Raw genomic sequence first — 23,442 nt, 5'->3', positions numbered from 1 at the left:
AAATTGATGATTTTGATAAATGAAAGACTAAAATAGAACTCAATTCGTCCCCGAAGTATTATTCTTGATCTCCATCACTTCTCTTTTTACTTCCAAAAGCAAATCTTTCATGCTTTGCGATTCTGTCAATTCGTGTCGTTTATCGCTACGCCCTATATTGCATTCGTATTCCCAAATTTCTAAAATATCCGAAGCTTTCACTTCATAATTAGGATAAAACCGATTGTCTGATTCTAACACCAAAGCATTTTTTTTGTTTTTATTGAGGCGTTTGTATACCATTCCTTCATTTTTGGTAATCAAGATATATGTTTTACCATCCATGACCTCTCCTAACCTTTCGACATAACGCCCGATAATAATACTTCCGTCTTCATGAGGTGGCATCGAATCGCCTTCTACAGGAAATCCTCGGTGTTTGCCCGGTCCTAAAAACGGCAACGAAATTTGCTGTAAACTTTCAATATATTCTGGATCGGCATATCCGTTGAGGTAACCTGCTTTTGCTTTTTGAGATACAATTTCGATATAATTTTCTCCAAATTGATCCACTTGTATTGGCAGAATGAGTCGGTTGCCTTCTAGTTTAATCAAGTTTTCTATATTGATTTTGCGTATATCAACAGACAATAATAAATCGATACTCATGTGAAAATATAAGGCGATTTGCTTTAAAATGTCGTACGGCGCTTCGGAAGTTCCATCTTCGTATTTTACGTATCTTCCTCGGGTAATCTTCAGGTTTCCAGCTAATTTCTCTTGTGATATTTTATGCTTAACCCTCAATGCTCTGATATTGTCTGAAAATAAGGACATAATTAATTTGTTATAATTTGGAACATCAAATATACAAAAAAATGTTACCGTCTGTGTTAATTTTGTAATGTTAAAAAAACTTTTTTTTGAAGTGATTATGAAATTGAGAAGTATAAATACCACAGCATCAATAAAATTATACATTCCGGATGTCAGTTCGGAAGTAAAACTGCCTTTTTTTGACGTTGGTATCAGCGCAGGATTTCCTTCGCCTGCAGATGACTTTATCGAATTATCGATTGATCTCAACAAAGAATTCATCAAACACAAATACACTACTTATTTTGCCCGGGTAAAAGGACATTCGATGAAAAATGCTGGTATCAATGATGGTGATTTGTTGATAATTGATAAAAGTCTGGAACCACAAAACAATAAGATTGCCGTCTGTCAAATTGATGGCGAATTTACCGTAAAACGCATCAGAATAGAAAAAGATATCATCTGGCTTATTGCCGAAAATGAAGATTATCAGCCTATAAAAGTGACTCCCGAAAATAATTTTGTGATTTGGGGAATTGTGATTCATAGTATTAAATCTTTTTAAATAGAAATAAAAAACACGTTTATAAATGTTTGCTTTAGTCGATTGTAACAATTTTTATGCTTCTTGCCAAAGAGTATTTGAGCCGCGTTTAAGAGGAAAACCTATCGTTATTCTTTCTAACAATGATGGCTGTGTTATTTCGCGCTCTGATGAAGCCCGGGCTATGGACGTACCAATGGGTGTACCTGCTTTTAAGTATGAAGCTATTTTTAAAGAAAAAAACATTTTTGTCTTTTCTTCTAATTATCCATTATACGGCGATATGAGCAATCGGGTAATGAACCTGCTTCAAACATATACTCCCGAAATTGAAATTTACAGTATTGATGAAGCTTTCTTGAAATTTTCAGGATACGATTTATTTGATCTGAATACGTTGGGTTTAAAAATGCGAAAAGAAGTAACACAAGGAACAGGCATTCCGGTTAGTATAGGTTTTGCACCTACTAAAGCTTTGGCCAAAGTAGCGAATAAAATTGCCCGAAAATTTGCAGATCGTACTCAGGGTGTTTATTGCATTGATTCTGAAGAAAAAAGAATTAAAGCATTAAAGTGGACTAAAATTGAAGATGTTTGGGGAATTGGAAGAAAACATGCCAAACGTCTGAAATTAAAAAAAATTAATACCGCTTATGAATTTACCCAATTTCCGGATGCCTGGGTAAGAAAAGAAATGTCTGTAGTTGGGCTTCGATTAAAACATGAATTAGAAGGGAAACCGACTTTGGGATTAGAAGATGCCAAAGACCGAAAAATGATCGCCACTACCAGATCTTTCGAAAAAAGGTATACTACTTATGAAGAGATCTCAGAACGAATCAGCACATTTACAGCTTCTTGTGCTGAGAAATTAAGGCGCCAAGATTGTCATTGTAATATGGTAACTGTTTTTATACAAACTAGTTTTTTAAAGAACGAGGAATCACACTATTCGCGAAGTATTACGATCACTACTGATTTTCCAACCAACTCGACAATAGAGCTTAATGAGGCCGCACAAAAAGGATTTAAAGCTATTTTTAAAAAAGGCTATCGTTATAAAAAAGCGGGTGTTATTGTAATGGGTTTGACACCAAATAACGAAACACAGCTTAGTTTATTCGAAGCTTCAAATCCTAAACATCAGCCTTTAATGAGGGCGATTGATAAAATGAACCAAAATTATGGTAACAATAAAATTAAATTCGGTGTGCAATCTTTGGGACGTCAATGGAAAATGAAGCAGAATAGATTGTCTCCCAAGTTTTCTACTTCCCTAAAAGATGTTATTACCGTTAAGGCTTAATCAGAAAAACAATGTATTTCACATTCTACAAATAAGATGAAAAAGCAAGAATATGCCATAGTAGATATCGAAACCACCGGTGGTAACGCTGGTGGCAGCCGCATTACAGAAATTGCCATTGTCATTCACGACGGAACAAGTGTCATCGATCGTTTTGAGACACTTGTTAATCCGGAGAAAGAGATTCCGGCGTCTATTTTTGCATTAACAGGCATTAATAACAAAATGGTATCTAATGCCCCCATCTTTGATACTATTTCAGACAAAGTGTTAGAAATGCTTACCGACCGTATTTTCGTTGCACACAATGTTAATTTTGATTATTCGTTTGTACGTCATCAACTGGAACAAGCGGGATTTAAGTGGACAGCCCGAAAACTTTGCACCGTTCGTGCCGCTAGAAAAATCAAGCCTGGTTTGGGATCTTACAGCTTAGGAAACCTTTGCGGAGCATTAGATATTCCTTTAGAAAATCGGCACCGCGCCGGCGGAGATGCAGATGCTACTGCACTGTTATTTTCCCGATTACTCGAATGGGATAAGGAAGGCGAAATCGAAAAAATGATCAAGAAAACGGCACAAGATCAACGCTTGCCACCAAATTTACCACCCAGCGATTTTGATCAATTGCCAGAGAAACCAGGAGTGTATTATTTTTATAATGAAGTCAAAAAAGTAATTTACATCGGCAAAGCGATCAACTTAAAAAAACGCGTAGCATCTCATTTTACCGGCCATAAAATCAATCCTCAAAGGCAAAATTTTTTAAGAGACATTTACGGAATCTCTTTTGAAATTTGTGCTACCGAATTGATGGCGCTGCTACTAGAATGTGTAGAAATCAAACAGCTCTGGCCAACATACAACAGAGCATTAAAACGCTTTGAACCCAAATACGGACTCTACCAATACGAAGCTCGTAGTGGGTATAAATATTTGGGCATTGGAAAACTGAGTAAATTTCAAACATGTATCGAATCTTTCAATAGTTTGTACGAGGGGATCAATGTACTGCGCAACTTAGCCCAGCAGTTTGAAATTGATCATCGATTCTGCAAATATTGTGTAGCGACAGAAGGGGAAAATATCTTAAACAATACTCTTACCGATTTGCCAGATGCGACACTTCATAACGGAAAAATCGAAAGTGCCATTGATTTTTTAGTAAGCAACAGACCCGATTTTGCTATCATTGACAAAGGAAGATCAGCAGAAGAACGCAGTTGCATTTGGGTAGAAAAAGGGCATTTTTATGGTATGGGCTATTTTACAACCGATGTTGCTCTTACCGATCCATCGGAGGTAAAAAACTACGTTACGCCCTACAGAAGTAACCAATACATCATGCATTTAATCTACACTTATGCGGAAAAATATCCGGGTAAAGTTTTTTTCAACAAACCATTGACAAAAAATAAAGGGAATAATGAAACTATTTAACGACACCGAATTATTTGCGACAGGATTAGGAGGCAAAAAAACATTTGATCTTCCTGATACCGAACTAATTTTGATCGATAATTTCTTTAGCAAAGAAGAGTCTGATCATTATTATGAAATGTTGCTCCATAAAACTAAATGGAGAGAATATGAAATGGAAATCTTTGATAAAACCGTTACTGCGCCAAGAATGATCGCTTGGTATGAGGATAAAGACAATCCGGGAGCAGATCAAAATGGCCCTGATTGGACGTATGAACTCCTTACAATTAGAAGTCGGGTAGAAAAAGAAACACAAGTTGATTTTAACAGTGTCTTGCTTAATTTGTACCGAAACGGCAAAGATGGTGTGGCCTGGCACAGCGATAAAGAGCACAACACAGGCCCCAACCCTATTATTGCCTCGGTCACTTTTGGAGAAACCAGAATGTTCCGGTTGCGCCACAAGTTTCGCAAAGAAATTCCGCAAGTCGAGATTCCTCTGCACCACGGCTCTTTTTTGCTGATGGCAGGAACTACCAATAGTTTTTGGCAACATCAGGTGCCTAAAACGGCACGAAATGTTTTGCCAAGAATCAATCTAACTTTTAGAAACGTTGACAGAAAAGAATAATTTTACTTGTTTTGGTTTTAAAATATTATCTCTACTGCTGTTTCTTTCTGCATGAAGATAAAGTAGAATTTTTCTTCTGCAAAAAGTTAAAATACTCACAGTATGAAGCTTTGATTAGGTAGGCCTTATCTTTTTTACTACTTTTGCAACCCTTTTTTAAAAACACAATACCACAATGACGTACTCAAATAATGATTTAATGCGTTTTTTAGATGCACAAAATAAACTTTATCTTACTGCTTTTTCTGAAATTAAAAAAGGTAAAAAAGAAACCCATTGGATGTGGTTTATCTTTCCTCAGATAAAAGGTTTGGGGAGTAGTGACCATGCTAATTATTATGCGATCGCAGATCTGAAAGAAGCCTCGGAGTTTTTAGAACATCCTATATTGGGTAAACACCTAATAGAGATTTCTGAGTTGCTTTTGACTTTTAAGAGAAAGTCTGCTGATGGTATTTTGGGCGATTTGGATGCACGAAAGTTACGCTCTTCGATGACGCTCTTTTCGTTGGTTGACAATACGAATCCGATCTTTAAAGAAATACTGGAAGCGTTTTTTTCTGGTGAAGAAGACCCACTCACTTTGTCTATTATTAATTCGACTATACCTTCTTCTGCTGAGACTGTGAATATTTAATTTATTCGTTTTTCTCTACATAAGATCTACAAAAAAAGACACTACCTTTTTGCTCTTTGCAAATCTAGTAGTGTCTTTTTTTTGTAAAATAGTATAATGAAAACGAATATCATAGCCCTGATAGAAGGGAAAATCCTTTTTTATTGCTTTTTCTGCAATAAAAAAGATTGGAATGATAGCAGGAAATAGCTCCTGAACAATCTGCCTAAGTACCCGAAAACGTTATTTATTGATTTTCTTTGGGTTTTGTAACATAATATACCGGAATCCCGATGAGCATGATTAAAATTCCCCAACCACAGGTCGAGAATTTGGTGATGAGCAACGAAATGCTGATAGCAGTTGCGACGATGATGTACAATAATGGCAAAAAGGGATATCCGAAGGCTTTGTAAGGTCGTTCTGCGTTGGGCATTTTTTTACGTAAAATGAAGATGCCGTAGATGGTTAAGATGTAAAAAATAAGTACGATAATAATTACAAAATCTAACAAATCGCCATATTTGCCGGTTAGACACAAGGCCGAAGCCCAAATGCATTGAGCCCAAAGTGCCCATTCTGGTACGCTTGCTTTGTTGAGTACTGCTGCTTTTTTGAAAAATAAACCATCGTTTGCCATGGTATAATATACTCTTGCGCCCGCCATGATTAATCCGTTGTTGCAGGCAAAAGTAGAAATCATGATCATTAAGGCAATGATTAGGGTTCCGATATCTCCAAAAATATATTGTGAGGCTACGACAGCTACCCGATCTGATTTTGCTGTGGCGATTTCGTCCAGCGGAATCACGGCCAAATACATTAAATTGGTCAATACGTAAATAATTGTCACGATAAAAGTGCCCAGAAACAAACTGAAGCCTACGTTACGTTTTGGATTCTTGATTTCGCCTGCGATAAAAGTCACGCCATTCCAGGCGTCGCTTGAGAATAAAGATCCTACCATAGCGGCAGAAATTCCGGTGATCAACGCTTTTCCGCTAATGGGCAACCACGAACTGCTGTCGACATTATATGAGCGCGGTGTCCAGGCATTGGCCCAATTGGCATCCCAAACAGTTGCTTTTGCTGCAAGTGTTAGTCCAAAAACAATAAGACCTAACAGTGATAAAATTTTTATGATGGTAAGCACAGTTTGCAAAATTTTTCCGTTTTTGACCCCGCGACTGTTGATGTATGTTAATAAAATAATGGTTAAAATAGACACAATCTGAGCGGCATTGAGTTTGAAAGATCCTAACTGAAATAGTACATTCTCGTCACTTAAAGGTTCGTAAATATAAGCCGCAAACTTTGAGAAAGCGACACCCACGGCGGCGATAGTACCAGTTTGAATTACGGCAAAAAAGCTCCATCCGTACAAAAAGGCAATGAGTTTATTGTACGCTTCTTTAAGGTACACATACTGCCCGCCTGCTTTAGGAAACATGGCACTAAGCTCGCCATAGCTCACGGCAGCAATAACGGTAATGAGTCCTGAGACCAACCAAATAAGGGTGAGCCATCCTGCCGAACCTACTTGTCGGGCAATATCGGCACTCACGATAAAAATACCTGAGCCAATCATAGAACCTACAACAAGCATGGTTCCGTCTAGTAATCCGAGTTCTCTTTTAAAATTGTCTTGGTCGTTTTCTTGCATTTTTCTGGTTTTGGGTTGGTTAAAGATATACTTTTTTTAGAAATTTTAGAAAATATTGTAGTTTTTGACTCTCACGCATCAGATGCAATTGGATTTGTTTGCCTCTGAAGTTACTTTCTAAAAAATATTGGTCACTTCTTTATCGTCACATCTCACTTCTTTATCTTCATGCGACAACTCTTCATAGAGCAGCAGTACGATTTAGAAGTATTGTTTTACAAATTTGAGGCAACACCTAAAGAATGACAACATCACCTAGAATAAAATTGAGGTAGTTAAACGCACTTTCTTTGCTGAAATGTTAAAAAAATGTCTTCTTTTTACAATTGTTTGTTGTTTTTATGCTTTCAAATTTTAATTAAAATAAAAGTAAAAAAAAATAGTTCACCACTTGTAAATGTCCACCCATAACTCTTTATATTTGATAATCAAAAACTTAAAAACATATTCTTATAAAAAAACATTACCCCAAAAACAAATAACCTCCAAATACCCCTCATTATGGAAACCTACACCACAGAATCACGAGTAATCGTAAACCAGCTTCATCAGTATGCCTCTCAACTTATGGTGCGTGAAAACAAATCGGCTTATGAAGCCAAAGCAGCATTAGTAGACAAAGGAATAAGACCCGAAAATGCAAGAATCCTTGTAGAAAATCTAGAAAACCAACTCAGGGAAGTCAAATACGAAAGAGCAAGAAAGAATATGATTTTTGGCGTTATCTGGTTTGCAAGCGGCACTATTGCAACTGTATCTGGTATTGGTTTAATATTCTGGGGAGCCATTTTATTTGGTAGCCTTCAGTTCTATAGGGGTGTTATTAACATGAATTATTAACGAACATAAATAATATAAAAACTTAAAATCAAAAGCTACAAGCCATACTATTTGTGGCTTTTTTTTGTTTAAAATGTTTGGTGTTTTAGTAAGATTATTCTAAGGCAACCCATTATATTTGTGCTTATAAATTAACAAGTAACTACTTTTATGATAAAAATTTTAAAACACATTGTACCAGTTCTGAAACCAAAAATGCTATTTTTTTATTTTCTTTTAGCAACAAATACTTCACTATTTGCGCAAAAAGAACCAGAATTTACTGTGGCTTTTCTAGACAATGATAAGATAGCAAGTGTAAATATTGATGAAAAAAAGTTTTTAGAATCTATCAATGCCATTATTGAAATTTCGAAAAAAGAATTTGCTACTATTGCTGAAAGTCAAAAACTGGCATTTGTACTAGTTGCTCATAAAACGGGGAAACCCACTATGAAATTGTACTCTAATCCTCAAATAAACAACGTTCTTGAAACAAAATTTTTAAACGAAATAAGTAGTTTAATTATAGCAAACACGAAATTGGTTGATTTTCCTATTTTAATATCAATTAACTCTAAATTTGAGGAAACCAACGTTGATTTTAAAGACATTGATCTTCCAAATCAAAAGGTTGTTTCGGAGTATCAAAAAGCAGATTTGAAAACCAAATTGGCTCTTAATAAAAGTTATGCAATCAATGAAGTTTTACCTGTTTTGGCAGCTTATCAAACCATAGTGGATCCGAAATTTGAAGGTGTGAGAAATTTTGGGAATCTAATTGCAACTACTGATTTTAATGCTCCACAAGATGTTATCAAACTAACAGGAAACAACCCCGATTACTGGAGAGCAACAATGGAAATGGAACTCGAAAATCAATTGATTCCTGTGACTAAAATATTCATGTTTATTTCTCAGGGCGAACTAGATTATGCGCTAAAGTATATCGAAATCGTAAGTATGTTCTCAAAACCTGAAACCTATGCCAATGATTATTTAAACGAAATCAAAGGCCGTTTACAATTGTTTCAAGAACAGCTTAATGCTGAAATAAACAAAGGGATTGCCGAACATGACAAAGGAGAATTTGAGAAAGCAGTTACTATTTACAATGGCATTTTAGAGGAATACCCTAACTCTTCTTGGGCAAATTTTGAAAATTTTTACTCGCAAAGTGAGTTAAATAAAAAAACAGGAAATGCAGCTCTAAACAGTATTGAAAATTGGAATCTTAAAAAAGGAAAAGTATTAGATCATAATCCGTTTTATGGTTTACCAATTGGTCCACAAAGCGCCGAAGATGCTTATCTGCTTTATCGAAGAAATTCCTTGAATCAATTGTTTAGAGATAAAGATCAACAACTAAAAGATGTTGACTTATACGCGGATATTGCAATGGACTTGAAAATTTATGATTTTGCGGCGCAACTTTATTGGTTTACATCTAGTTTTAGCGATAAAAAAAACAATTCAATTTATAAATATCTATATTGTTTAGAAAAATTGGGGGTATCTAATTTGAAACAAAATTTTAAAGGTAACTTTGAGAAAGAATTCAAAGCCATTGAAAAAAATAAAGAAAAAGAAATGGTGGGTAGTGCGGCTTTTAAATCGTACTAGACTTAATTTTCTAAAATGATCAACATGAAAAAAACACTCTTTACAGTACTGATTTTGGTAACAAGTGCAGTGGTAACCGCTCAGGAATACAAAAAAGCTATCGAAAAAAGTTTTACCGAATACCTCAATGCGATTGCAAATAAGGAATTTGAGAAATCTCTAGACTTTGTCGTGCCTGAGTTTTTTGACATTTATCCCAAAGGGCAAATGATAGCGGTTATGGAGCAAACCTTTAATAATCCTGCCATTAAATTCGAACTTAAAGATCCTAAAATACTAAAGATTAACGATGCGAAGAAAATCGAAAATAAGTATTATTCGCTGCTGTCGTATTCACATCAAATGAATATGAAGGTAAATGAGGGTGCAGAACAGTCGGAAGAAGAAAAAAAAGCACAAAACAGCTTAATTGCCACTTCGCTAAAAGAAGAATTTGGTGAAGGAAATGTAAAATACAATGATACAACTGGTTTTTTTGAGATTCAGATCGAAAAACAAGTCTATACTATCTCAAAAAATAGCCAAACCGACTGGAAATTTCTGGTTATTGAGAAAAAACAAAAAGCCTTTTTAGAAAAATTATTACCTAAAGAATTGCTTGACACGATTTAAATTTTAAAAACAATGTAATAGTTTTTTACACAACATTCCATTAGAAATATTAAAGAGAAATAATGCTTAATATCGTATTAAGTTATGACACTGTCCTAAAAAGTGTGTAAGTTTAAAAATAACGGGGTTTGACTTTTTAATTAAAGTTGAACCCTTTTTTCAAATATAGTTAAGAACTGATTGAGTATTAATCCCCAATTATGGATTGGCATTGTCCATTTTTTGGTAGCTTCTCTTAAAGCCAAATATACAGATTTTAAAACTGCTTCATCGGTTGGGAATGATAATTTATTTTTGGTGTATTTTCTAATCTTACCGTTTAGATTTTCGATTAGATTAGTGGTATAAATTATTTTTCTAATCTCAACGGGGAAGTCAAAGAATACGGTAAGTTCTTCCCAATTGTCTTCCCATGATTTTACAGCATATGGATATTTACTATTCCATTTATTAGCAAAATCTTCAAGAGAAGCCCTGGCAGCCTGTTTGGTTGGAGCATCATAAATCTGCTTCATATCTTTAGAGAATTCCTTCTTATCTTTCCACACTACATAACGCGCTGAGTTGCGTATTTGGTGCACTACACAGATTTGAGTCTGTGATTCAGGAAATACATTTTTAATGGTTTGAGTAAAGCCGTTTAGGTTATCTGTAGCAGTAATTAATATATCTTCAACACCTCTGGCTTTTAAATCGGTTAAAACTCCCAACCAAAAACTGGAACTTTCATTCTTGCCCAGCCACATACCTAAAACTTCTTTTTTTCCATCTCGATTCAGGCCTACAGCTAAATAAATAGTTTTGTTAATGACCTTAGAGTTTTCTCGAACTTTAAATACAATCCCGTCCATCCAAACAATTAAATAAACAGCTTCTAGTGGGCGATTTTGCCAAGCTATTACATCATTAGAAACAGATTCAGTAATTCTAGAAATAGTGGAGGTTGAGATATCAAATTTATAGACTTCTCTTATTTGTTCTTCAATATCACTAACGGTCATTCCTTTGGCATAAAGAGAGACAATAACATTCTCTAATCCATCAACCATATTTTGACGTTTTGGAATAATCATGGGATTAAAAGAAGCTTCTCTGTCCCTTGGAACCTGGATGTTTGATTCTCCAAATGAAGTTTTTATCTTCTTGTTTGAAAAACCATTACGAGAATTACTTGAAGGCGTCTTTTCGTGTTTCTCATAACCTAGATGAGAATCTAACTCTCCTGATAGAATAGCTTCTATTCCTCGTTTTTGTAATTGGGCAAGAAAACCATTTAGGTCTTCGCCTGTTTTGAATTGTTTTAAAAATTCATCTGATAATAAATCTTCTTTTTTCATAAGACTGTGTAAAAGTTAAAGTTAAAAAAAAATGATGAGTGATTTTAAACCCCATCATTTTTTAACTTACACAGTTAGTGAGACACTACCTAAGTTATTGTAATACGCGGTTTACCTGCGAAAAGTTTCTTTGGTAATACCCTTCTTTAGTTGAAGAAATAATGACGCCACCATGAGTGGATGCGTGTACAAATTTTATTTCGTCTTCCAGAACTTCGATCACCATACCTACGTGGTTAATTTGGCGTCTTCCGTTGGTTTTAAAGAATATTAGATCGCCTTTTTGAGCTTGCTCCGGTTCTATTTTTAAACCTATTCGCGACTGCTCTATAGAAGTTCGTGGTAATTTGATATCAAAATTGCCAAACGTACTGCACATTAATCCAGAGCAATCAAAACCCGCTTTTGAGGTGCCACCTGAACGATAACGAACGCCAATATTATCGGTTGCCTGCCCTACCAATTGCTCTATTAATTCGGAGCTGTTTGAAAATTTATAAATGGTTGTAGAATCTGAATTTTTTTCTGCAGTCTGAGCGATTTCAACTGGTTTGTTTAGAGTGTTTTTTATTTCTTCAGCAGGTTTTGAAGCATTGAAAACATCTGCTTTTTCTTTTGAAGTTTTAATTTTTAAGATGTAACCTACCGGCAATTTCGCCTTTATTTCAGGGTTTTGCTTTTCTAATTCGGCAACTGTCATACCAAATTCTTTGGCAATTTTGTATTTTGTTTCTTTTGGCAACACTTCTCTGGAAACCTCAACATCTTCTGTCTGAGGCTCTATTTTTGTTTTTAAATCGTCTGCATACGTTGTTGGTTTGTCTGAAATTACAACCGCATTTGATGGAATGTTGATTTGCTGTCCCGGTTTTAGACCTTCTGTTTCTATGATTGGATTTGCCTTTTTTAAATCATCAACTGCTACTTTGTATTTTTTGGATATTCCCCAGAGTGTTTCTTTTGCTAAAACCTCATGTGTAGATGGGTTGACTACGGGAATAACATTTTCTCTTGTGGGAGTCAAAACAGTTTGTTGCGTAGTAGGAATTAGTAAAACCGAATGTAATTTCAGAATTTTTGGGCTATTGGGATTTGCCTCAATAATTGCTTTGGGTTTTACACCATATTTTTTTGCAATTACTGTGATATTTTCACCTTTTGAAACAGTATGCTTTGTGAAATTTTCTTGTGAAAACATACTAAAGCTGATAAGAAACAACGTGACGATTAATCTAAAAATCATTTTTTGGGGAAATTTTTTATTATCTAATTTGTGTCATTTATAAACTCAAAAAAGACAATCGTATTACTTGCAGAGCGAATTTAACTTTTTAAAGTAAAAAAACCGATTTTTTTAACACCTTTTTGCCTTAAAATTGCCATTATCGAAACAATGACGTTCATGAGACGTACTGTTTTTAATAAATAATAAGATTTTTTTGACTTTAAAAAAGCTAGTAAGAATTGGAACTAATTTTTGCTGAACAATAAAACTTCTACTGATGGAAGAGTTACTATTGAAAAGCAAAATCCCTAGCCCAGATAGAAGGGAAAATCCTTTTTTATTGTTTTTTCTACAATAAAAAAGATTGGAATGATAGCTGGAAATAGCTTCTAATACAAAACGCCCTGTTTTCACAGAGCGTTTTGAGTATCATTGGATCTTAAAAATTAAGCTTTTCCAGCAGCTATTAGGTTTAATGCTGAACCTGCAACGAACCAGCCAATTTGACCTGCGTTGTAAGTATGGTTGGCCAAAATAATGTCTTTGGTACCATTTGCATGAACAAATTCTAACGATAACGGTTTTCCGGGAGCAAAATCTACTAAATCAATGAAGTTGATCGTGTCATCTTCCTGAATTTTATCGTAATCTGCTTCGTTAGCGAAAGTCAGTCCTAAAAGGCCTTGTTTTTTAAGATTGGTTTCGTGTATACGGGCAAAAGATTTTACCAATACCGCTTTTACGCCCAAGAAACGAGGCTCCATTGCAGCGTGCTCACGAGAAGAACCTTCACCATAGTTATGATCTCCCACAACAATAGATGGCACTCCAGCCGCTTTGTACGCGCGAGCTACCGCAGGAACGGCATCGTAAGAACCTGTTAATTGATTTTTTACCGCATTTGTTTTTTGGTTGAATGCGTTTACAGCACCAATTAACATGTTGTTTGAGATATTATCTAAATGCCCGCGGAAACGTAACCATGGTCCAGCCATAGAAATGTGATCTGTGGTACATTTTCCGAAAGCTTTGATTAATAATTTGGCACCTGTAATGTTTTTGCCATCCCAAGCATCAAACGGAGCCAATAATTGCAAACGCTCAGATGTTGGACTTACCGCAACCTGAACTCCTGAACCATCTTCGGCAGGAGCTTGAAAACCTGGATCTTCTGCGTAAAACCCTTTTGATGGTAATTCGTCACCTGTTGGAGCATCAAGCATTACTTCTTCTCCATCTTCGTTGATTAAGGTATCTGTCAACGGATTGAAACCTAAATCTCCTGCGATTGCCATAGCGGTAACCAATTCTGGCGAACCCACAAAAGCCAAAGTATTTGGGTTACCGTCTGCACGTTTTGAGAAGTTACGGTTGAAAGAGTGCACAATTGTATTTCTTTCTTCTTTTTCTGCACCTTCTCTGTCCCACATACCAATACATGGTCCGCAGGCATTTGCAAAAACGGTTGCACCAATTTTATCAAAAGTATCAATAAAACCATCTCTCTCGATAGTAGAACGTACTACTTCTGAGCCCGGAGTAATCGTAAACTCCGATTTTATTTTTAAGTTTTTAGCCGTCACTTGTTTTGCTAATGAAGCTGCACGAGCAATATCTTCGTAAGAAGAGTTGGTACATGAACCTATTAGACCAACCTGAATTTGTAATGGCCAGTTATTTTTGATCGCTTCTTCTTTCATTTTAGAAATTGGAGTAGCCAAATCTGGTGTAAAAGGACCGTTTAAGTGTGGCTCTAATTCGGATAAATTAATTTCGATAACCTGATCAAAATAGTGTTCCGGATTCGCATATACTTCAGGGTCACCTGTTAAATAAGAGGCTACTTTGTCTGCAGCGTCGGCAACATCTGCTCTATTGGTAGAACGTAGGTAACGACTCATAGAATCATCGTAACCAAAAGTTGAAGTTGTAGCTCCAATTTCGGCACCCATATTACAAATAGTTCCTTTACCCGTACAAGACATCGCAGTTGCGCCTTCGCCAAAATATTCGACAATCGCGCCAGTACCGCCTTTTACAGTTAAGATACCCGCCACTTTTAGGATAACATCTTTAGGAGCAGTCCAACCTGATAATTTACCCGTTAATTTTACTCCAATTAATTTAGGGAATTTCAATTCCCAAGCCATACCAGACATAACATCTACTGCATCAGCTCCACCAACGCCAATAGCTACCATTCCTAAACCACCTGCATTTACAGTGTGAGAATCGGTACCAATCATCATTCCGCCAGGAAAAGCATAATTTTCAAGTACTACTTGATGAATAATTCCAGCTCCCGGTTTCCAGAAACCAATTCCGTATTTATTAGAAACTGAAGAAAGGAAATCGAAAACCTCATTGCTTTGTGTTTTTGCTCTGGCCAAATCGGTTGCAGCATCAACTTTTGCCTGAATCAGGTGATCACAGTGTACTGTTGTTGGAACTGCTACTGTTTTCTTTCCGGCGTGCATAAATTGAAGTAATGCCATTTGAGCCGTTGCATCCTGACAGGCTACACGATCCGGTGCAAAATCAACATAATCAATACCTCTGCCAAACGCCTGTGTTGGGTTTCCATCCCAAAGGTGATTGTACAAAATTTTCTCTGTTAAAGTAAGTGGACGACCAACTATCTCTCGTGCTTTATCAACACGACCAGGCATGTTGGCATACACTTTTTTAATCATTTCTATATCAAAAGCCATAAGATTTATGTAATTGTTTTTTATTATTTTTTTTAATCACCACAAGATACAAAAAAATAGAGAAGCTATTAAAAAAAAGCCCAAGTTTATCACTTGGGCTTTTGAATTATAATTTGACTAATGCTGTACTTATTTGACTAGTAACTTGTGAGAAGGTGCAAACTTAGTTAAGTTAATACCTTCTACCGCAGCCACATATTCGTTAATTGTAGGTGTTCTGCCCAATATTGTAGAAAGTACAACAACCGGTGTAGACGAAAGCAATGATTCTCCTTTTTTACTTGCAGAATCTTCTACAACTCTTCCTTGGAAAAGACGTGTTGAAGTTGCCATTACTGTATCTCCTTTTGCTGCTTTTTCCTGATTACCCATACAAAGGTTACATCCGGGACGCTCTAAGTATAACATATTTTCGTATTCTGTACGTGCTGCACCTTTAGGCAAGCTATCATCAAACTCGAAACCAGAATATTTTTGTAAAACTTCCCAATCACCTTCAGCTTTGAGTTCATCTACGATGTTATAAGTAGGAGGTGCCACTACAAGAGGTGCTTTAAACGCTACTTTACCTTGTTGCGCTTCTATATTTTTAAGCATTTGAGCCAAAATTTTCATATCGCCTTTGTGAACCATACAAGAACCAATAAATCCAAGATCTACTTTTTTGTCTCCTCCATAAAACGATAACGGTCTAATGGTATCGTGTGTGTATCGTTTAGAAACATCATTATTATTTACGTCTGGATCTGCAATCATCGGCTCTGCAATTAGATCAAGATCTACCACAACTTCGGCAAAATATTTAGCATTTGCATCTGGAGTTAAGGCTGGTTTCTCCCCTGATTTAATCTCTGCAATTCTCTTATCTGCTTTGTTAATCAATCCTTGTAGAACATGTTTATCATTGTCCATACCTTTATCAATCATGATCTTGATTCGACCTTTTGCAATCTCTAACGATTCGACTAAAGTATCATCTTCAGAAATACAGATAGAAGCTTTTGCTTTCATTTCTGCCGTCCAGTCGGTAAATGTGAAGGCTTGGTCGGCGGTAAGAGTTCCTAAGTGAACCTCAATAATGCGGCCTTGGAATACATTCTCCCCTCCAAATTGATGAAGCATCTGAGCTTGTGTAGCATGAACCACATCACGGAAGTCCATGTAACTTTTCATTTCTCCTTTGAATGTTACCTTAACAGATTCAGGAATCGGCATAGAAGCTTCTCCAGTAGCAAGAGCAAGAGCCACTGTTCCTGAGTCAGCACCAAAAGCAACACCTTTAGACATTCTGGTATGAGAGTCACCACCAATGATGATGGCCCACTCGTCTATTGTAATATCGTTAAGTACCTTGTGAATTACATCGGTCATAGCGTGATAAACACCTTTTGGATCACGAGCTGTAATTAAACCGAAGTCGTTCATAAATTTCATCAATTTTGGAATATTTGCTTGCGCTTTTTTATCCCAAACCGAAGCAGTGTGACAACCTGATTGGTAGGCGCCATCAACTATTGGCGAAATTACTGTAGCAGCCATAGACTCTAACTCCTGAGCAGTCATAAGACCTGTAGTGTCTTGCGAACCTACAATATTAACTTCTACACGAACATCAGATCCGGCGTGTAACACTTTACCTTGCGTAATACCCACAGCATTTTTGTTGAAGATTTTTTCTACTGCTGTCAGACCTTGTCCTTCGATAGAAACCTCTTTTGATGGAGCAAATACGGTAGGAGTATCGATACCTAGAAGTTTACATGCAAATGTTTGTATTTTTTTACCAAAAACAATTGCATAAGAACCACCAGCCTTGATAAATTCCATTTTCTGAGGTGTGAATGCCTTAGAAATATCTATTAGCTCCTGATCGCCATTATAAAGTTTTTTCTTTTTGGTATTGATTGTAAGAACAGTTCCTGTTGCAACAGAATAGGTTTCTTCCAGAATAGGATCACCGCTTTCATTACGAATAGGGTTACCTTCTGCATCTAATTTTTTAACCCAGTTTTTAAGGTCAATACCTATTCCACCCGTAACATCAACAGTGGTAAGGAAGATCGGAGAAATACCGTTTGTACCTCCAACAATTGGCGCAATATTTACAAATGGAATATAAGGACTTGCTTTTTTACCTGTCCAAAGCGCCACGTTGTTTACTCCTGACATTCTTGATGATCCAACACCCATCGTACCTCTTTCTGCAATTAACATCACACTTTTATCAGGATGTTGTGCTTGAAGTGCTTTAATTTCGTCTTGAACTTCAGGTGTAATCATACATTTACCATGCAATTCACGATCTGAACGTGAGTGAGCCTGATTACCCGGAGATAATAAATCTGTAGAAATATCTCCCACACCTGCAATAAATGTAACTACCTTAATTTCTTCTGCTACATCCGGTAATTTGGTAAAGAACTCAGCTTGTGCATAACTTTCAATAATTTCTTTGGCGATTGTATTACCGCTTTCAAATGCTTCTTTAAGACGATCTGTATCTGCATCATAAAGGTAAACTTGTGTTTTTAGCACTTTTGCCGCTTCTTTCGCAATAGCGATATCATTGGCTAAAGCTAGATCAAGCAATACCTCTATAGAAGGACCACCTTTCATATGCGATAATAATTCAAACGCAAAAGCAGGAGTAATTTCTTTTACTACCGATTCGCCAAGAATAATTTGCTTTAAAAATTTAGCTTTTTCACCAGCAGCACTTGTCGTTCCTGGTATCGTGTTATAAATAAAAAACTGAAGAGAATCTTCTCTGTATTCATTATTCACATCTTTAATTTGAGCAATAATTACACTTAACAATTCGGCACCATCAATTGGTTTCGGGTTAAGTCCTTGTTCTTTTCGCTCTTCAATTTCTTTAATATAATCTTTGTAAATAGTATCAAAAGCCATAGTAAATAGGTGTTTTTATTTTTTTGTTGGCAAATTTAGGAATTAAACCCGACAATTAAAAAGAATATAACAGAACCGAGCTTTTCAAAAATTATTATTATAAAAAAATGAATTTGACTGCGCAATATTACCAAAACCTCAAATTTGTATTAAAAAAATGAATTATTACTAATTTAAAATCTTTTAATTAATAAAGTCGGAATTACAAGTTTTTACCGAAGTAAGAATTTACCTCTATTTACACAAAGAACCTTTCTAAATAATAATTTACAACGTTATAGTTACTCCAAAATCGACTCTTTTTTGCTTTTTCTTTAAGGTAAATAAAACTGTTTACTTGTAAATTTTATTCAAAAAAAGAAAATAAAAAATTGATTTTTAAATTATTCTTATAACTTTGTACTTCAAAGTACTTATAAATACAAATAACTATGAAGAGCAAAATTAAATTTTTTAAAGAATACACGCAACAACCAGGGGTAAAAATAAGTCTTGTATTGAGCATCCTAAGTTCATTCATCCTGATCATTGCTTTGATCGGAAAAAATTTCCTACTCCGTCAATTAGATTCCTTTGGAGCACTTAGTCTGATAATCGAATTTATTTACGGAACCGTACTCACTTTTTTGATTCTAAGAAAAAAGGATAAATATCTGCATCTCGTTCCTTTTCTAATATTAAATTGGTTTATTGGATGTTTTTGTACAAATACTATTATTCCGATTTTCGAAAACCTTTCGGTTTGGGTGTACCTAATAACATTTGCTTTTTGTCTTTCTAATTTTTTTATTTATCGAGATGTCAAAGAAAAATACATTTCTAAAATTTCATATTTTATAAATGGATTATCTTTTACTTTAATACTCTATTTTGCTGTATATCTTATTCCCATTATTCATTATTCATTTATTGGAATGCTTGCCTTAGGATTAGGATTTTATGGCTTGGTTCCTGCAATTGTTTTGGTGCTTCACTCTTATATCATTCTTGGATTTTTTCAAAAAAACAAAAAACATTTTCTTTCTTTCATTGCAGGGTTTTCAATTTTACTAATCAGTTTAGCAGGATTTGCATTTAAATTAAATGCTGAAAGCAATAAAATATCACAAAATACTATTACCCAATCATTTGAAAACAATGATGATTTACCCAATTACATCAAGGTTTCACAAAATTTGAAGCCTAATTTTTTTAATGAAATTCTACTCAAAAAAGATGTCGTTTATATTGGTTCCGAGAACTTTTTTTTATTTGAAGGTTTTAATTCATTTGGAAGCAAAGAATTCAACGAAAAGAAATTACACAATCCGTTTATTAATATTGCCTACTTCTTCTGTAAGGATATCAATTTAAATTATGATGACAGAATAAATATTCTAAAATCAAATTTTGACAAAAGACTTGAAACAGAAGAGCAATTATGGAGTGGCGAAGATTTATTTACAAAAAACATCAAGGAAGACATCAAAATATATCCCAACTCAAGACTTGCCTATACAGAGCTTACCATAGATATTGCCTGCGATAAAGAATCCTGGCAAGACAAGGAAGCTATTTATTCTTTTCAGTTACCTGAAGGTTCTGTTGCCACTTCACTATCACTTTGGGTTAACGGTATCGAACGAAAAGGAGTTTTGACAACCAAAGAAAAAGCGGCTAATGCTTACAAACAAATTGTTGGCGTAGAAAATCGTGACCCGTCATTAATGCAATGGAAAGAAGGAAACAAGGTTGTGGTTAGAATCTTTCCGATCAATATCAAAATGCCAAGAACCTTCAAATGTGGATTTACAACTCCTTTAAAAGTTGAAGACAACCTAATGAAATATCAAAGTCTATCCATAAAAGGTCCTAGTATTGCTAGTGCAGAAACACTGTCCAGAATTCAGATTGTTGGTAATACAAAAATAGAAACCAGTAAAGATTTTGAATTGAACAACAACTACTTCATCAATAAATCTAAGGGATTAGATCGCTGGGAAGCCACAATACCCTTAAATAAAAACCGAATTCAGGATTCTTTCGTTTGGAAGAATAAAGTTTACGAAGTGAAAGACATTCAAAAAACAACTATTCCATTTAAACCTTCTGAAGTTATTCTAGACCTGAATAGTAACTGGACTACTCAAGAAATAAAATCGTTGCTTCATCTTTCTCAGAAAAAATTTTACGTAATCATTGATAAGAAGAAGCAAATTATCAACAAAGAAAATTTCGAATCTATCCAGTTACAATTTAAGAACTTACATTACTCATTATTGCCTCTTTATAAATTAAACAAAAACACTTTAATTGTTACTAAAAGCGGAACCTTTTCTGCCAACTTTGAAGAACTCGAAGATTCTAATTATTTAAAAAAAATAAAATCCCGAACTAAACAGCAGTACCTAAAAGTAATTAATATGTCAGCTGAAATTAATCCGTTTTGGCAAACCATCAAAGAACAAAAATATGTGCATTTCTATCAAACGAGCTTCAAAAACACTTTGCAATTAATAGAAAAGAATCAATTTGTTTTATTTCAATCAGAAAAAAAATCAATAAACATTGAGCCAGCAAACATTTCTATTAAGGAGAATCCAAAAAAACCATCATCAAAAAGCACAGGTTCTAACCACATTTACAGAATGTATGCTTTTGGAAAAGTTCTCGAAGAACAAATTAAAATTCAAAACGACACATTAGCTCAAAATCAATATACAACACTTGCAAAAGATGCCAATATTGTAACGCCTATTTCCTCTTTAATTGTTCTCGAAACTGATGCAGATTATAAAAACAATGGTATAGAAAAAAATATTGACACACTAGGAAATGCCACTATAAACAATGACGGATCAGTTCCGGAACCACACGAATGGTTACTCATTATTATTGGACTAACCACTCTGTTTTTCTATTATCAAAGAAGCAAAAAACAAACTAACTAATGACAATTTCACCGTTAAATAATAAAAAAGCAATTGCTGTATTAGTTTTGGCTTGCCTATTAGTGATGAACTATCAAATCATAGCAACTAGACTTGACAACAACTTTTTTGGTATATTCTTTTCTCTAATATTATTTGTTACAGCGAGTAGGCAAACAACTTTAAAAATGAGCTACCCGCTTTTAGCAGTAATTTTAGGATTAGAATTTATCAGTTACAGATTGCATACCAAAACATTACATTTTCAGGCTTTATCATTATTTATCTGTTTACTTTATTATAGCTTTACCAGAAAATTTTCATTTATAGCCTTTATTTGTCTCTTTTTGTTTTCCTCTATTTTTGACCAATTATTCAATTATTTAACCGTAGAAATCAAACAAGGACTTTGTTATAGTGTTTTTGTAACTTTGAAAAATTTTATTCCGATAAGTAAAATCGAAGGCGTCAATTTTTTTATTGATAATACAAAAGTCACCGTAGATAGTGCTTGTATGGGGCTTTCTATGTTTAAAACAGGATTGCTTACAGGAGCATTTTTACTGACTTTGGAAGAACGAAAACAGCAAAAACATTTCACTATCATTCAAATTTTGCTATTTTGCTGCCTCTTGGTTGTGCTGAATATTATTTCGAATTATTTCAGAATCATCACACTTATTTTGTTTAATTGTACCGAAGAAAATATGCTGCATCACACAATCGGCATCATTTGTTTTGTGTTTTACCAAGTTATCCCGATGTTGTTATTAATTCGATTCTTCAAACCCAAAAGAGAGAAAATCATCAATAACTTATTTTATCCAAAAGTATTACCCATTATCATTACTGGCGGAATACTATTTATTACGAGTTTAGAAATAAAAAATGAGCAAAATCATAACTTACTTGAAAACCTAAATCCAAAATATAAGGCCCAAAAAGGGAGCTGGGTAAACAACGAAGTTTATAAAATTGCAACTCCTGAAAAACTGATATACATTAAAACTCCTATTCACAAACCTTTAATTTGCTGGACAGGAAATGGATATAAAATAATTGAATCGAAAATAGTCACACAAAACAACGAACAAATATGGTTTGTAAAAATGGAGAAAAACAACATTGAATATTATTCTCAATGGTGGTATGAATGCGGTAATAAAAAATATACTTCACTTGTAGAAGTATTGCTAATTAAACTTTTTTACAATAAGCCCGTACGCTTGATTAACGAAACAAGTAGAACATGATTGAATAAAAAAAACCTAACAAAATTTAAAATCTGTTAGGCTTTTCTGCAATGATATATAAGTTATTTTACATCAGTTTCTGGATGATGATTTCCTCCGTAATTCCTTCGGCATCTGCTTTGTAGTTCTTAATAATTCTGTGACGCAAAATTCCGGTTGCGACTGCTTTTACATCTTCGATATCTGGTGAAAACTTACCATTAAACGCTGCATGTGCTTTGGCTGCTAAAATCAAGTTTTGAGAAGCTCTTGGACCTGCGCCCCAATCAAGGTAGTTTTTTACAAATTCATTTGATAATGCATTATCAGGACGTGTTTTGCTTACCAACGTCACAGCATATTCAATAACATTATCTGCCACAGGTATTCTGCGTATCAAATGTTGGAAATCTATAATTTCCTGCGCAGTAAACAACGGATTTATAGTTGTTTTTATATCAGAAGTGGTTTGTTTTACGACCTGAACTTCTTCCTGAAAAGTAGGATATTCTAATTTTACGGCAAACATAAAACGGTCTAATTGAGCTTCTGGCAAAGGATAAGTTCCTTCCTGCTCAATTGGATTCTGTGTTGCAAGTACGAAATAGGGCAAATCTAATTTATGATTTTCTCCCGCAATTGTCACCGAACGTTCCTGCATCGCTTCAAGTAAAGCTGCCTGCGTTTTAGGCGGCGTTCTATTGATTTCATCGGCTAGGATGATATTCGAAAAAATTGGCCCTTTTATAAATTTAAACTGGCGATTTTCATCCAGAATTTCACTTCCTAAAATATCCGAAGGCATTAAATCCGGCGTAAACTGAATTCTTTTAAAATCTAACCCCAAAGCCTGAGACAAGGTATTTATCATTAAAGTTTTAGCCAAGCCCGGCACTCCTATCAAAAGAGCGTGCCCTCCGGAAAAGATACACAGTAGAATTTGGTCTACCACTGCGTCCTGGCCTACAATAATTTTGGCTATTTCAGTTTTTAATTCGTTTCGCTTTTGTACTAAATTATGAATTGCTGCTACGTCAGACATTTAAGTATGTTTTAAAATTAAAAAAGAGTTAGCGCTATGAAA

General features: G+C 34.9%; 17 protein-coding genes. 10 read left to right on the top strand and 7 right to left on the bottom strand.

Annotation, left to right across the window (positions count from 1 at the left end; all coding sequences use genetic code 11):
• Nucleotides 1–39: 39 nt before the first annotated feature.
• A complete protein-coding gene (locus tag LNP22_RS09730; RefSeq protein ID WP_210666860.1) occupies nt 40–816 on the bottom strand; it encodes an XRE family transcriptional regulator in 777 nt (258 codons plus the stop codon).
• A gap of 97 nt (nt 817–913) precedes the next feature.
• Here LNP22_RS09730 and LNP22_RS09725 point away from each other — a divergent pair, with 97 nt between their 5' ends.
• From LNP22_RS09725 to LNP22_RS09705, 5 genes are all read left to right on the top strand, one after another.
• On the top strand, nt 914–1,363 hold the full coding sequence (locus tag LNP22_RS09725; RefSeq protein ID WP_229973280.1) for a LexA family protein: 450 nt from the start codon (nt 914–916) through the stop codon (nt 1,361–1,363).
• A gap of 25 nt (nt 1,364–1,388) precedes the next feature.
• Nucleotides 1,389–2,648 carry a Y-family DNA polymerase gene (locus LNP22_RS09720; protein ID WP_229973279.1) on the top strand — a complete coding sequence of 420 codons (1,260 nt, stop codon included), beginning with the start codon at nt 1,389–1,391 and terminating at the stop codon, nt 2,646–2,648.
• A gap of 36 nt (nt 2,649–2,684) precedes the next feature.
• Nucleotides 2,685–4,088, top strand: a complete 1,404-nt coding sequence (locus tag LNP22_RS09715) for an exonuclease domain-containing protein (RefSeq protein ID WP_229973278.1) — start codon at nt 2,685–2,687, stop codon at nt 4,086–4,088.
• Nucleotides 4,075–4,701 (top strand): alpha-ketoglutarate-dependent dioxygenase AlkB family protein, encoded by a 627-nt coding sequence (locus tag LNP22_RS09710; RefSeq protein ID WP_210666863.1) that lies wholly within the window; start codon nt 4,075–4,077, stop codon nt 4,699–4,701. Before LNP22_RS09715 ends, LNP22_RS09710 begins: the two co-directional genes overlap by 14 nt.
• Nucleotides 4,702–4,876: 175 nt before the next feature.
• On the top strand, nt 4,877–5,338 hold the full coding sequence (locus LNP22_RS09705) for a DUF1810 domain-containing protein (protein ID WP_229973277.1): 462 nt from the start codon (nt 4,877–4,879) through the stop codon (nt 5,336–5,338).
• A 226-nt stretch (nt 5,339–5,564) separates the two neighbouring features.
• Here LNP22_RS09705 and LNP22_RS09700 read toward each other — a convergent pair whose 3' ends face one another.
• Nucleotides 5,565–6,980 carry an APC family permease gene (locus tag LNP22_RS09700; protein WP_229973276.1) on the bottom strand — a complete coding sequence of 472 codons (1,416 nt, stop codon included), beginning with the start codon at nt 6,978–6,980 and terminating at the stop codon, nt 5,565–5,567.
• Between the two features lie 501 nt (nt 6,981–7,481).
• Here LNP22_RS09700 and LNP22_RS09695 point away from each other — a divergent pair.
• The 3 genes from LNP22_RS09695 (at nt 7,482) to LNP22_RS09685 (ending at nt 10,034) form a co-directional block, all read left to right on the top strand.
• Nucleotides 7,482–7,820: a hypothetical protein gene (locus tag LNP22_RS09695; protein WP_229973275.1), complete on the top strand. Its 339-nt coding sequence runs from the start codon at nt 7,482–7,484 to the stop codon at nt 7,818–7,820.
• Nucleotides 7,821–8,015: 195 nt separating this feature from the next.
• On the top strand, nt 8,016–9,422 hold the full coding sequence (locus LNP22_RS09690) for a hypothetical protein (protein WP_229973274.1): 1,407 nt from the start codon (nt 8,016–8,018) through the stop codon (nt 9,420–9,422).
• Between the two features lie 24 nt (nt 9,423–9,446).
• On the top strand, nt 9,447–10,034 hold the full coding sequence (locus tag LNP22_RS09685; protein WP_229973273.1) for a hypothetical protein: 588 nt from the start codon (nt 9,447–9,449) through the stop codon (nt 10,032–10,034).
• A gap of 140 nt (nt 10,035–10,174) precedes the next feature.
• On the opposite strand, the gene LNP22_RS09680 is transcribed toward LNP22_RS09685, so the two are convergent.
• The 4 genes from LNP22_RS09680 to LNP22_RS09665 all read right to left on the bottom strand — a co-directional run bounded on the left by LNP22_RS09680 (nt 10,175) and on the right by LNP22_RS09665 (nt 18,217).
• Entirely contained in the window at nt 10,175–11,371 is a 1,197-nt protein-coding gene (locus LNP22_RS09680) for an IS256 family transposase (protein WP_229973272.1), read from the bottom strand.
• 94 nt (nt 11,372–11,465) lie between these two features.
• A complete protein-coding gene (locus tag LNP22_RS09675) occupies nt 11,466–12,569 on the bottom strand; it encodes a C40 family peptidase (RefSeq protein WP_229973271.1) in 1,104 nt (367 codons plus the stop codon).
• Nucleotides 12,570–13,042: 473 nt separating this feature from the next.
• On the bottom strand, nt 13,043–15,307 hold the full coding sequence (locus LNP22_RS09670) for an aconitate hydratase (RefSeq protein ID WP_229973270.1): 2,265 nt from the start codon (nt 15,305–15,307) through the stop codon (nt 13,043–13,045).
• A gap of 129 nt (nt 15,308–15,436) precedes the next feature.
• Nucleotides 15,437–18,217 carry a bifunctional aconitate hydratase 2/2-methylisocitrate dehydratase gene (locus LNP22_RS09665; protein WP_229973269.1) on the bottom strand — a complete coding sequence of 927 codons (2,781 nt, stop codon included), beginning with the start codon at nt 18,215–18,217 and terminating at the stop codon, nt 15,437–15,439.
• 431 nt (nt 18,218–18,648) lie between these two features.
• On the opposite strand from LNP22_RS09665, the gene LNP22_RS09660 reads away from it, so the two are divergent.
• Together LNP22_RS09660 and xrtN are read left to right on the top strand one after the other, a co-directional pair.
• Nucleotides 18,649–21,147, top strand: a complete 2,499-nt coding sequence (locus tag LNP22_RS09660) for an XrtN system VIT domain-containing protein (RefSeq protein WP_229973268.1) — start codon at nt 18,649–18,651, stop codon at nt 21,145–21,147.
• Nucleotides 21,147–22,379, top strand: a complete 1,233-nt coding sequence (gene xrtN / locus LNP22_RS09655) for an exosortase N (RefSeq protein WP_319616457.1) — start codon at nt 21,147–21,149, stop codon at nt 22,377–22,379. The genes LNP22_RS09660 and xrtN overlap by 1 nt, the downstream gene beginning before the upstream one ends.
• 67 nt (nt 22,380–22,446) lie before the next feature.
• Here the strand turns inward: xrtN and LNP22_RS09650 are convergent, their stop codons facing one another.
• Nucleotides 22,447–23,400, bottom strand: coding sequence for an AAA family ATPase (locus tag LNP22_RS09650; RefSeq protein ID WP_229973267.1), 954 nt, complete (start codon nt 23,398–23,400; stop codon nt 22,447–22,449).
• Nucleotides 23,401–23,442: the final 42 nt, after the last annotated feature.

Origin of the sequence: Flavobacterium flavipigmentatum, from assembly GCF_020911905.1 — a bacterium.
Lineage (GTDB): Bacteria > Bacteroidota > Bacteroidia > Flavobacteriales > Flavobacteriaceae > Flavobacterium > Flavobacterium flavipigmentatum.
The sequence above is the reverse complement of the archived record's forward strand: the minus strand, read 5'-3'. Positions and strand labels throughout refer to the sequence as shown.